The organism is Bradyrhizobium sp. Kon37, from assembly GCF_055807535.1.
Map to the genome: position 1 here is coordinate 145,488 of NZ_JBVVOY010000003.1, position 12,402 is coordinate 157,889.

Below are 12,402 nucleotides of genomic sequence, written 5' to 3' on the forward strand. Positions count from 1 at the left end.
GGCGGAAGACCATGGCAAAATCATGCGGGGCCGTCGGTATAGCCGGGGAGTTGAGGCGGGAAAGTGACGAAGCGTGCGCACAAATGTCGCCACCTTGCTGCCACGGGCGCCCTCTACTATAATACCGCGAAGCTGATCGGGCAGGGAACCAAAGTTCATTCCACCTTTCCTTACTGCCGATTTTTTTGACACAAAGTACTGCGCCTCCATGCACCGGGGCCCCGGCAGGGGTGGGCGGCTACCGCGTGCGCGAAACCGATGGTGCGGATATTGCAACTCATTGGTTCGTATCGGGGTGTCCCCTGAACTTGAGACCGGATTGGTGCAACTTGCGTGATGGGCGTCCAATGGAAGTTTATCTGGCGCAACCGCGCGGCTTTTGCGCGGGGGTGGTGCGTGCGATCGAGATCGTGGAACGGGCGCTGGAGAAGTACGGCCCGCCCGTCTACGTGCGCCATGAGATCGTGCACAACAAGTACGTCGTCGAGAGCCTGAAAAACAAAGGCGCGATCTTCGTCGAGGAACTGTCGGAGGTGCCGCCCAAGGCCGTGACAGTCTTCAGCGCTCATGGCGTCGCCCGCAGCGTCGAGGAAGAAGCGGCCGCGCGCGATCTTCCGGTGCTCAATGCCACCTGCCCCTTGGTCACGAAGGTTCACAATCAGGGGAAGCGCTACATCGCCAGGGGCCGCACGCTGATCCTGATCGGCCATGCCGGCCACCCCGAGGTCGAGGGTACGATGGGCCAGGTTCCCGCCCCCGTACTGCTGGTCCAAAGCGTTGAAGAGGTTAAGGCCCTTGAGCTGCCGGCGGATACGCCAGTGGCCTATATCACCCAGACCACCCTGTCTGTTGATGACACAAAGGACATCATTTCGGCCCTGCAGGCCCGCTTTACAGATATTCAAGGCCCGGATATCCGGGATATCTGCTATGCGACACAGAACCGCCAATCTGCGGTAAGGGACTTGAGCAAGCTGGTCGACGTGATCTTGGTGGTGGGCGCTGCCAATAGCTCGAATTCGAACCGGCTCCGCGAAATCGGCACTGAGGCCGGTGTCGCGAGTTATCTGATTGCCGACGGCAGCGCGCTCAATCCGGAGTGGTTGAAAGATGCCAGGATCGTCGGCGTCACGGCCGGCGCTTCGGCGCCCGAGGTACTCGTGGATGACGTGATCGAAGCGATGCGGCGGATCGGACCGGTCAAGGTCTCGGTGCTTCCGGGCCGCGAGGAAAACATCGAATTCCGGCTTCCGGCCCAACTGGCTGCGAGCTGACCCACCCGAATTTCAAGCCCAGAAAGAAACTTGTAATGGCTATCCCCTTCTTCAAGGAAATGCGTATCGGCGGCTATTTGATCAAGCAGAAGCTGCTTGGCCGCAAGCGCTATCCGCTCGTGCTGATGCTGGAGCCGCTGTTCCGCTGCAACCTCGCCTGCGTCGGCTGCGGCAAGATCGACTATCCGGATGCGATCCTCAACCGCCGCATGACCGCACAGGAGTGCTGGGACGCGGCCGACGAGTGCGGCGCGCCGATGGTCGCCATTCCCGGCGGCGAGCCGCTGATCCACAAGGAGATCGGCGAGATCGTGCGCGGCCTCGTCGCGCGCAAGAAGTTCGTCTCGCTCTGCACCAACGCGCTGCTGCTCGAGAAGAAGCTCGATCTGTTCGAGCCCTCGCCCTACCTGTTCTTCTCCGTGCATCTCGACGGCCTGAAGGAGCACCACGACAAGGCCGTGTCGCAGAAGGGCGTGTTCGACCGCGCCGTCTCCGCGATCAAGGCGGCCAAGGCCCGCGGCTTCACCGTCAACGTCAACGCCACCATCTTCGACGGCCACCCGGCCGAGGAGATCGCCAAGTTCCTCGACCTCACCGTCGAGCTCGGTGTCGGCGTCTCGATGTCGCCGGGCTATGCCTATGAGCGTGCGCCGGACCAGGAGCACTTCCTCAACCGCACCAAGACCAAGAAGCTGTTCCGCGACGTCTTTGCGATGGGCAAGGGCAAGAAGTGGAATTTCATGCATTCCGGCCTGTTCCTCGACTTCCTCGCCGGCAACCAGGAATACGAGTGCACGCCGTGGGGCATGCCCGCGCGCAACATCTTCGGCTGGCAGAAGCCCTGCTACCTGCTCGGTGAAGGCTACGCCAAAACCTTCAAGGAGCTGATGGACACCACCGACTGGGAAACCTACGGCACCGGCAAGTACGAGAAGTGCGCCGACTGCATGGCCCATTGCGGCTACGAGCCGACGGCGGCAACCGCAGCCATCAACAACCCGCTGAAGGCGATGTGGGTGTCGCTGCGCGGCGTCAGGACCACGGGTCCGATGGCCCCCGAGATCGACATGAGCAAGCAGCGTCCGGCGCAGTACATCTTCTCGGCGGAAGTGCAGAAGCGCCTGTCGGAGATCCGCAAGGACGAGGCAGCCGCCGCACAGGAGAAGGCCGCACGGAAGGCGTCGACCGCCGCGTAAGCGCGAGGTGCCCTGTAGCCCGGATGGAGCGCAAGCGAAATCCGGGACAGTCCCTCCGCGTTGAAGGCCCGATTGCGCCCCCGCTCCATCCGAGTGACGCAGATCAAACAAAAGGCCCGATCGCCAATGGCGACCGGGCCTTTTGTTTTTAATGATCGATAGAACCCGCTCAGGCCGCCTCTGAAACCAGCGCCTCGCTCTCCACGAGCTCGGTGCCGATCAGGAAGTCGCGGCAGCCGCGAAGTGAGCGCAGCGCGCGGTTGAAATCGAGGCCGGTCGAGACCAGCCCATGCAGCGCGGTCGGGTTGCGCGCGATGCCGCGCAGCACGGCCAGCACGTCGATCTGGCCGTTCGGCTTGATGGCGGCGCGGGCGAGCGCCGGCAGCGCGCGATGGGCGGGATCGCTGATGACGCGGACCGCGGCGAACGGCAAGCCGGCCTCGGCGGCATAGGCGGCCGCGATGTGGCTTTCCATGTCGACGGCGGCAGCTCCGGTTTCCGAGTGCAGCGCCGCCTTGCAGGAGCGCCCCGTGACCACTTCCTCGGCACCGGCGAGGCTGCCGCGCACCACGCGGCGGCGCCCGGACGTCAGGCGGTCGATCAGGTCGTCGCCGAGCGACAGCCCTGCGGCCCAGCGGGTATCGCCCGCGAGCACCTCGGTCGCCAGCACCACGTCGCCGGAGCGCAGCGTCGGGTCGAGCCCGCCGGCCACGCCAAAGGAGATCACACCGCGAATCGTCTCGGGATCCAGCACCGTCAACAGCGCCCGCAACTGGGTCGGGCTGCTCGACGAACAGATGACCGCCATGCCAGGGCCGGCCGCGATGCGGGCCTCCTGAACCAGTCCAGTCACGATCAATATCGGCCTCGGATCAACGGTTTGACCCGCGGTAAGATAGTCCCCCGTCCCCAAAGTCACATTCCGACCCCTACCACCCTGCTGTTGGTGTTCCGCAAGTTCCGATACCGCGCCAACGCCCACAGCGGGAAGAACTTCGGATAACCATGGTACCGTAGATAGAATACACGGGGAAAGCCTGTGGCGGTGTACCGCTGTTCATCCCACAGTCCTTTTTCGTTCTGTGTTGCAATCAGGTACTCCACCCCGCGGGCGACGGCCGGGTGATCAACCTCGCCAGCAGCCATCAGGGCAAGCAAGGCCCATGCCGTTTGTGAGGCGGTCGAGGGGGCGGCCTCCCAGCCCCGGTAGTCCAGCCGGTAGCTGACGGCATCCTCGCCCCAGCCGCCATCCTGGTTCTGGATCGAGGCCAGCCAGCCGGCAGCCTTGCGCATCATGGGGTCGTCATGGCGGACGCCGGCCATGTTGAGGGCGCACAGCACCGACCAGGTTCCATAGATGAAGTTCATGCCCCAGCGGCCGTACCACGACCCTTCCGGGTGCTGGGTCTTGCGGAGGTAGGCGATCCCGTCCGCGACATGCTTGCTGGTCTCCGCGGTCTCGCCGAGCTGGGCCAGCATCGAGATGCAGCGCGCGGTGACGTCCTCGGTCGGCGGGTCGAGCAGCGCGCCATGGTCCGAGAACGGGATGTTGTTCAGGTAATATTCGAGGTTGTTGACGTCGAAGGCAGCCCAGCCGCCGTCGTCGCTCTGCATGCCCTCGATCCACTCCCGGGCACGGTCGATCGCGGCGTCATAGCCGGCCGCACCGTGCTCCCGGCGCATCCGGTCCATCGACATCACGACCACCGCGGTGTCGTCGAGATCGGGATAATGGGCATTGTTGTACTGGAAGGCCCAGCCACCCGGGCGCACGTCGGGCCGCTTCACCGCCCAGTCGCCCTTCACCTCGAGCTCCTGCTTCGGGATCAGCCAGTCGAGACCCTGCTTGGCCGCCGGCACCGCCTTGTCACCGCCGGCTTCGAGCAGCGCGTGCGCGGTCAGCGTCGTGTCCCACACCGGCGAGACGCAGGGCTGGCAATAGGCTTCGTCGTCCTTGATCACGAGCAGCTTGTCGATGCCCCGGCGCGTGATCGCGCGCGGCGGATAACTCTCGTCCTTGCCGAGCGCGTCGTACATCATGACGATGTTGGCCATCGGCGGATAGATCGCGCCCATGCCGTCCTCGCCGTTCAGCCGCTCCTCGGTGAAGGCGAGCGCGGCGTCGATGGCGCGCTTGCGCAGGCTCTTGGGAAACATCGGCTCGACCACGCGCAAAATGCCGTCGAGCGCGCGGAACAGCACGAACCAGGCCATGCTCTGGTGCGGCGCCTTGGCGGTCATGCCGATCGAGCGCGGATCCTGCAGGAACAGCTCGTCGATGCCTACGCCCTTGGGATTCCTCGCCCGTGGCTTCAGCGCGGCGATGACCATCAGCGGCACCATGGTGGTGCGCGCCCAGTAGGAGATCTTGTTGATGTGGAACGGCGACCAGAACGGCAGCAGCACGATCTCGATCGGCAGCACCGGTACCGCGCGCCAGGTCACGACGCCAAACATCGCAAGCATGAAGCGCGTGAAGACGTTGCTGTGAATGGCGCCGCCGCGGGAATGGATCGCCTCGCGCGCACGCACCATGTGCGGCGCATCGATGGAATCCCCGATCATCTTCAGCGCGAAATACGCTTTCACGCTCGCGCTCATGTCGAACTCGCCGTCATGCACCAGCGGCCAGCCGCCATGGGCACCCTGCACGCGGCGAAGATAATTGGCGATCTTGGCTTCGAGCACGGCATCGACCGGCTCGGCGAGATAGTGGCGCAGCAGGACGTATTCGGCCGGAATCGTGCAATCGGCCTCGAGCTCGAACACCCAATGGCCGTCGGGTTGCTGGAAGCCGAGGACGCCTTCGGTGGCCGACGCAATGCTCGATTCCAAGTTCCTGAATTCTTGGGCTTCGCGGCTGGTCGCGTTCACGGAATCCATCTCGCTCGATTGCTCCGATAGTCGATTGAATGGGCCGAAATTGACCGGGACAAATGCCCGTCAGGGCCGCCTGTCACTATCCCTTGGCGGCCAGAACCAGATCGGCGGCGCGATCACCGGATCGGACCGATCCCTCGATGGTTGCAGGCAATCCCGTAGCAGTCCAATCGCCTGCAAGAAACAGGTTTTTCAGCGCAGTGACCGGCCCCGGACGCAGGGCATTCTGCGCCGGCGTCGCCGCAAATGTGGCGCGGCGCTCGCGCACGATCTGCCAGGGGGGCAGCTCGCCGGACACACCGCCCGCCTTGCAGACGTCGTTCCAGATCACCTGCGCGAGTTCCTCGCGCGGCATGTCGACCAGGCGGTCGCCGTTGCTGATGGTGACGGACAGCCGGTTCGGGAACGCAAACAGCCATTCCACAACGCCGCCGATCACACCGAGGATCGGAGCCGATCCCGCCGGCGGCTCGACGCGGAAATGCGCATTCACGATGGCGCGGAATTCGGTCGGCGTCTTCAAGCCCGGCAGCAGGTTGGAGGCAGCGCGCGGCGGCACCGCCATCACGACGACGTCGCCCGCGCCGATCTGGATCACATCCTCGCCGCCGAAATTCAGCGCGCCGACCTTGCCGTCATGGGTCGCAAACGAGCGCAGCTCATGGCCGAGCTGAACGGTGTGCCCGCGCTCCTGCAGGAACGTCACGGCAGGCTCGATCAGCACCGCGCTAAGCCCGTCGCGCGCGATCAGGGGACGGCAGGCCTGGCCGCCAGCGAGCAGCGTCTCGCGCACGATCGCGCCGGCAAGCCCCGCCGAGCCTTCGGGTGGATCGACGTTGAGCGCCGCGAGCAGCAGCGGCTGCACCAGGCGCTGATAGAGGACGCCCTCGCAGGGAATGGACTTGCCGACCAGCGTCTCTTCCGAGGCCCAGATCAGCGGCGCCAGCTTCAGGTAATCGGTCAGCCCGGTGTCGGGGACGCGGCGGCTCTCGTCGAGCACCCAGGTCGGCAGCCGGCCATCGCCGAGATCGATCTGCCAGCGCTGCCCGGTCGTGATATCGACGAAGGGAAACTGCGCGCGCGCCGGACCGACGAGGCCCGCCTCGGTGCCGATCGAGCGCGCATAGGCGCGCGCATGGCTGTTGCCGGACAGCAGCAAATGGTTGCCGTTGTCGATGGTGAGATTGGTGGCGCCGTCGAAATAGGAACGGCAGCGGCCGCCGGCCTGCTGCGTCGCCTCGTGCACGGCGACCTTGAAGCCGGCATTGGCAAGCCGCACGGCGGCGGAAAGGCCGGAGATTCCAGCACCGATGATGTGAGCTGTTTTTTGCATCAGATGAGAGCGTGACGGAGCAGGATGGCGATGCGTGTGACCTTCGACACACGCACCGGTTCGCGCGGCGCGTTGAACCCGCGCGCGATCAGGAGATCCAGAATGGCATGATAGTATTTCGACATCATCCGCGGCGCACGCACCGCGCGGCGGCGGTTGCGGTTCATGATCTCGTCCGACTTCTCGAAATACACCTTTGCGCGCTGCGCCAGCGGCAGGCAGACCTTCGGCAGCGCGCGCTCGACGATCACGCGGTCCGGATCGTTGGAGGTGATGCCGGCATGCAGCAGCGCTTCGCGCGGCAGATAGAGCCGGCCGAGGCCCGCGTCCTCGTCGATGTCGCGCAGAATGTTGGTGAGCTGGAGCGCGCGGCCGAGATGATGCGCGAGCTCGATGCCGTCTTCTTCCGGCAGGCCGAAGACCCGGACCGACAGCCGCCCCACGGCGCTCGCGACGCGATCGCAGTAGAGATCCAGCGTCGCCATGTCGGGCGCGCGGATGTCCTGCGGCACGTCCATCTCCATGCCGTCGACGATCGCGAGGAAATCCTCGCGCTTGAGGCCGAAGGTCTTCACCGAGGCGACGTAGTCCTTCAGCCGCGGCGGCGGATTGCCCTGGTAGAGCGCATCGATGTCGTTGCGCCACGCCTGAAGCGCGGCGAGCCGCTCGTTGCGCGGACCATCGGAATCGGCGATGTCGTCGACCTGGCGGCAGAAGCTGTAGATCTGGAACATCGCTTCGCGCTGGTCGTGCGGCAGGATGCGCATCGCGGCGTAGAACGAACTGCCGGATGCGGTCGAGCCATAATTGGCGCTGGGCGAGGTCGCCTCAAGCGTCATGTGCAGTCCCCGGTCTGGAAATGGCCTTGCGTCCGACCGCGCGGCGGCCGACTTCGCCGATCATGCCGGCGAGGCTGAAGGTGAGAAGCTCGAGCTTGTTCAGGTGCACGCGCTCGCGCAGGGGATCGCGCACCTTCAACAGGCGCACGATGCGGTCGGCATAGGCCTGGATCACCGAGACCTCGACGCCGAGGCGGAAATCCCGGATTTCCGCAGCTAGCGACCTGCCCTCGTTGAGCAGCGCTTCGTTGCGCACGGCGAGAGCCTGAAGGCAGGCCAGCATCGCCGGGGGCGACTGCGCCAATCCGAGCTGCTCGACCGAGGCGCCACTGGCGGCCAACGCATCGCGCGGCAGATAGACCCGGTTGAGCTCGCGGAAATCCTTGCCGCAATCCTGAAGGTGGTTGTTGATCTGCAGCGCTGCGCAGAGCGCATCCGACGCGGCCCAGGTCGAGGTGCTCTCACCATGGACGTCGAGCATGAAGCGGCCGACCGGCATCGCCGAGTAGCGGCAATAATGGATGACCTCGTCCCAATTCTCGTAGCGCAACTTGGTCACGTCCATACGGAACGCGATGAGCACGTCGAGCGCGTGGCGCGGCGCCATGCCACGTTCGGCCAGTGCGTGCCGCAATCTGACGGCCTCGGCCTGGGTATCGCCCGTGCCGAGCAATTCCGCCTCGAGCAGGTCGAGATAAGCGAGCTTCTCGTCTGGCGGCAGCGTGGCGTGGTCGGCGATGTCGTCGGCGGTGCGGACGAAATTGTAATACGCCAGGATCAGCGCGCGATGACGCGGATGAATGATCCAGGACGCGACGGGAAAATTCTCGTCGCGCTCACCCTTGCCGGATCGCAATTCGCTCGCAGAGGTCATCGAGGGCTGGTCTACAATCGTTTGGACAGGAAGGGCTTTTTCGCTCGCTAGCCCGTGCCGGCGGTGCCGCCGCGGCCCCCATATAGGGGAATACGGCCGCAAAACCAATCCTGTCTCTCGATGGCTGCCCTTTGCGAATCAGGTCCGAAAAGGCGGCCCCAGGGGCCGCCTTTTGTGGGCCAGTGGCCGAGCTTACTGGTTGTGGTTCTTCAGGACCTGGTCGCAGGCCTGCGAGATCTTGGCCCGGTTCTCCTTGAGGCAGGCCAGGATGGTGAAATCGCCCTGGTCGATGACCGGACGGCAGAGCTTCTGCACATCGCGCGAGCAGGCCTTCTGCTCGGCGTCGGTGCCGCGCCCTTGCTGGGCGAACGCTGCGGTCGAGAGTGAGGCCGACAGCAAGGTGAGAGCGACGAGAAGCTTACGCATTGTATTCCTTCATTCTGACGGCAGAATCGCACCAATCCCGGGCAGCACTGGGCGACGACCGGAACGGATTGCTCTGATGGCAAGTCGCCGCGGGAGTAGCGGCCTCGGAGAAGGCACAAGCACTGGCAAATGCGGCCAAATTGGCGCCACGTCCACCAAATCAGGTCTTCCCTGCGCCTTCTCTGACAAATGTAAGAGACTGATACTACGTCATAATCCAGGTGCGCCGCGTTTTGCTGCGCACCTGTTGCAGAGCTGCATCTCTCCATCCCGCCTTGGCCGCCAGAAACATGCCGAAACGCAGAGAATCCGCAGGCCAACCATGGCAAGCGCGCTTCGCGATGCCGACATGTGGGCGGCCGGCCATTGAACCTGACACAGGCTCGGAACACTAAACCTTCGATGTGGCGAGACGTTCTTAGTGATAAGCGGACGTCGTTCCAAAAACGGGATATTTTGAAGATGAAATTCTTTGGGCGATCTGAACTGGCAATCAAGGCGGCCGGCATCGGCGCTGTGCTGCTCTTCTCGGTTTCGACAAGTCAGGCTCAGTCGTCCGGACCGTTTGCAGGTTTCGAGGGCGCGTGGACCGGCACGGGTACGGTGTCGCTGTCCGACGGCTCCACCGAGCGCATCCGCTGCAAGGCTGACTACAAGGTTGCCGGCACCGGTCTCAGCCTCAAGCAGGCGCTGCACTGCGCGTCCGACAGCTACAAGTTCGACCTCACCAGCGACGTGACCAGCCAGGGCGAGCGGATCTCCGGCAATTGGAGCGAGACCAACCGCAACATTTTCGGCAATCTCCAGGGCACCGCCGGTGGCGGCCAGATCGAGGTGTTCGTCGAGGCCAACGGCTTTGCCGCCAATCTGTCGCTGCGCACCAACGGCACGAAGCAGACGGTGCAGATCTCATCCAAGGGCGAGATTCGCGGCGTCAACATCACGATGACAAAGGGCTGACAGCTCTTACCGCTTCGAAAGCAGCAAGCCCCGGTTCTCGCGAACCGGGGCTTTGTTGTTTTTCGGAGACGCAGCGCAGTCGCCCGGACCGTGCAGACTTCATGCCTGATGAATGAAGCCGCTCAGATCGCCGGCTTGTCGGTGCCCTGAAGCTTGGCGTGCAGATTGATCAGCCACATTGCCGTCGGCCGCAGGATGAAGAGGTCGGCGACGAGCGCCATCACCATCGAGAAGGCGCTGAGCCAGCCGAACAGCCGCAGCGACGGCAGGTCGGAGAACACCGTGACGACGAGACCGCAGGCGAGCACCAGCGTGGTCAGGATCAATGCCGGGCCGACCAGCACGGTCGCGCGCTCCACCGCGAGCGCCGAGCCGACGCCCGGCTTGCTCTCGAGCCTGAGGCGGTTGAGGAAGTGGATGGTGGCGCTTAAGCCCAGGCCAAACGAAACGGTCAGAGCCACGACACTGGCGAATTGCAGTCCCTCGCCCATCGCCCACAGCACCGTTCCCGACATCACGACGGGGAAGATGCCCGGCAGGATGCAGGCGAACATCACCACCCAGGAGCGGAAGGCCAGGCCGATGAAGATCGCGACCAGCGCGAATTCGACGGTGAGCCCGCGGTTGAGCTTCTCGATCATGCCGGCCGAGTTGCGCGCGGCAATCGCGGCAAGACCCGTGACCGCTACTTCATAACCGGGATGCTTCTTGCGGACGGCGTCGAGCTCGGTATCGAGCTTGTCGACGATCGGCAGGAGCTGGCTGGAATCCTTGTCCGGCACGCGACCTGCGACCACGACGGCGTCCTGCTCGGCATCGATGAACCGGCGCACCAGATGCTCCGGAATGACGCTGACATATTCCTTCAGGGTGGCCACGTCGGCGCTGCCGGCCTTGTCCGCGAGCCAGCGGCGCAGGGTCTCGACCGACCAGACATTGCCGACACCGGCTGCCTTCTCCACCGTCGCGTGCACGTCGGCGATGGTCTGCAGCGTCTCCGGCGAATAGAGCGATTCACCCTTGGGGAACTGGATCAGAACGTTGACCGGGTTGGCGCCGGTGAGCTTGGCGTCGAGCCGGTCGCTAGCGGCGACCGCCTGGCGCTTGTCCGGCACCTGGTCGGCGAGCCGGTAGCGCGGCTCCAGATTGGCGTAGATGACGCCGAGGCCCGCCACGAACACCACCGCGATCAGGCTGAACAGGCCGGGACGGCCCACCATGCGCACCGCGATCCAGTAACAGAAATTACGCAGCGCCTGCACGCCGGCATCCGCGCTCTGGAACTTGGTCGCAAAGACCTTCTCGTTGCGCACCAACAGCACGCCGAACACCGGCACCAGCGACAACACCGCGACCAGCGCGATGATGGTGGCCGCGAGACCCGCCTCGCCGAACTTGCGGATCAGATCGGAGTCGGAGAACTGGAGCGCGATGAAGGAAATGCCGGCGGTGCCGTGCGTCAGCACGCAGGCCGGTCCCACCACCAGCACCGCGTTTTTGAATGCCGTGAACTTGTCCTGGCCCGCGATCAGCCGGTCGCGCGCGGCGAAGGTGAGCTGCATCGAGTCCGAGAAGCTGATGACCATGATAAGCGGCGTCATCACGTTCAGGAACATGTTGAGATTGAAATTGGCCCAGCCGAGCGCACCGAGCGCCAGCAGGATCGCGATCATCGGCGGGAACGCCGCCGCCACCATGAACGAGATCTTGCGGAAGAAGATGATGGCGATGACACAGCCGGCGAGAATGCCGAGGATGTTGTAGGTGAGCCCGTCGCGCTCGACCGCGTTGCGGATCTCGAGCTGCATCACCGGCACGCCGGAAAGCTGCACGTTGAGCCCGGTGTCGCCGAGGTCTTCCTTCATCAGCGCGCGGATGTCGGCGACGGTCTTGGTCAGCTTGTTGGAGGCGACCACCTCCGGATCGAGCGACAGCACGATCAGCGCCAGCGTGCCGTCCTCGGACAACAGCTTGCCGCGGATGATCTCGTTGGCTTTGACGCCCTCGATGAACTTGTCATAGGCCGCGCCCTCGGGCAGCTCGGGCGGGAACAGCGCGGCGGGAAGCTTGCCCGGCGCCGGCGCCTGACGCGCGGAGAACAGCGAGACCAGTCCGCGCGTCCCCTCGACCAGCTGCATGTCGGTGACGAAGTCGCGCAGCTTCTCGAGGTTGTTCCGCGCCAGCAGGGTCTTGCCCTCGACCACGACGAGGACGTCGAATTCCTCAGCTGGGAACTTCTTGGTCACCGCTTCGTACTGGCGGAATTCCGGCGTGTTGGACCGGAACAGCTGCGACAGCGAATCGTCGATCTTGATCCGGTGGATGCCGAACACGGCGCCGACGATCAGGACGACCAGGACGATGCAGGAGACGATGGGCGCCCGGACGGCGAACAGCCCGATGCGCTCCAGCCCGAAGGCGATCGAGGACGCAGGTCCCTGCTCGACCTTGTCGACATGAACCTCACTCTCGCTGTGCTTTTCGAGCATGCCTTGTCCAGTTCCTAAATCAGCTCGGGTCTGTGAGCTTGTCGCGCCCCGCGAACGGCTTGAAAATGCCATACCAATGGGAGGCTTGCCCTTTGAAAATGCGCAGAAAATCGCCGCGAGGGGTTTAGCAG

General features: G+C 64.4%; 10 protein-coding genes. 3 read left to right on the top strand and 7 right to left on the bottom strand.

Translation table 11 applies throughout. The annotated features are described in order from the left end of the window. Positions 1 to 347: 347 nt before the first annotated feature. The gene (ispH, locus tag AC0L3J_RS08670) at positions 348 to 1,274 is read left to right on the top strand and encodes a 4-hydroxy-3-methylbut-2-enyl diphosphate reductase (RefSeq protein ID WP_027516858.1); all 927 of its coding nucleotides are present in this window, start codon (positions 348 to 350) and stop codon (positions 1,272 to 1,274) included. Positions 1,275 to 1,309: 35 nt separating this feature from the next. Then, positions 1,310 to 2,470: an adenosyl-hopene transferase HpnH gene (hpnH, locus tag AC0L3J_RS08675; protein ID WP_027569013.1), complete on the top strand. Its 1,161-nt coding sequence runs from the start codon at positions 1,310 to 1,312 to the stop codon at positions 2,468 to 2,470. A 169-nt stretch (positions 2,471 to 2,639) separates the two neighbouring features. Here the strand turns inward: hpnH and AC0L3J_RS08680 are convergent, their stop codons facing one another. From AC0L3J_RS08680 to AC0L3J_RS08705, 6 genes are all read right to left on the bottom strand, one after another. Then, on the bottom strand, positions 2,640 to 3,389 hold the full coding sequence (locus AC0L3J_RS08680) for a phosphorylase (protein WP_247359916.1): 750 nt from the start codon (positions 3,387 to 3,389) through the stop codon (positions 2,640 to 2,642). Next, positions 3,386 to 5,353, bottom strand: coding sequence for a squalene--hopene cyclase (shc, locus tag AC0L3J_RS08685; RefSeq protein ID WP_456765220.1), 1,968 nt, complete (start codon positions 5,351 to 5,353; stop codon positions 3,386 to 3,388). Before shc ends, AC0L3J_RS08680 begins: the two co-directional genes overlap by 4 nt. A 76-nt stretch (positions 5,354 to 5,429) precedes the next feature. Beyond that, the gene (gene hpnE, locus AC0L3J_RS08690) at positions 5,430 to 6,683 is read right to left on the bottom strand and encodes a hydroxysqualene dehydroxylase HpnE (RefSeq protein WP_456765221.1); all 1,254 of its coding nucleotides are present in this window, start codon (positions 6,681 to 6,683) and stop codon (positions 5,430 to 5,432) included. Continuing rightward, on the bottom strand, positions 6,683 to 7,522 hold the full coding sequence (gene hpnD, locus AC0L3J_RS08695) for a presqualene diphosphate synthase HpnD (RefSeq protein WP_456765222.1): 840 nt from the start codon (positions 7,520 to 7,522) through the stop codon (positions 6,683 to 6,685). The genes hpnE and hpnD overlap by 1 nt, the downstream gene beginning before the upstream one ends. After that, positions 7,512 to 8,396 (bottom strand): squalene synthase HpnC, encoded by an 885-nt coding sequence (gene hpnC / locus AC0L3J_RS08700; RefSeq protein WP_456765223.1) that lies wholly within the window; start codon positions 8,394 to 8,396, stop codon positions 7,512 to 7,514. Before hpnC ends, hpnD begins: the two co-directional genes overlap by 11 nt. A 192-nt stretch (positions 8,397 to 8,588) precedes the next feature. After that, the gene (locus AC0L3J_RS08705) at positions 8,589 to 8,822 is read right to left on the bottom strand and encodes a hypothetical protein (protein ID WP_007593627.1); all 234 of its coding nucleotides are present in this window, start codon (positions 8,820 to 8,822) and stop codon (positions 8,589 to 8,591) included. Positions 8,823 to 9,284: 462 nt separating this feature from the next. Here AC0L3J_RS08705 and AC0L3J_RS08710 point away from each other — a divergent pair, with 462 nt between their 5' ends. Next, a complete protein-coding gene (locus tag AC0L3J_RS08710; protein ID WP_027516853.1) occupies positions 9,285 to 9,782 on the top strand; it encodes a hypothetical protein in 498 nt (165 codons plus the stop codon). 122 nt (positions 9,783 to 9,904) lie between these two features. On the opposite strand, the gene AC0L3J_RS08715 is transcribed toward AC0L3J_RS08710, so the two are convergent. After that, a complete protein-coding gene (locus AC0L3J_RS08715; protein WP_456765224.1) occupies positions 9,905 to 12,271 on the bottom strand; it encodes an efflux RND transporter permease subunit in 2,367 nt (788 codons plus the stop codon). Between the last annotated feature and the right edge of the window lie 131 nt (positions 12,272 to 12,402).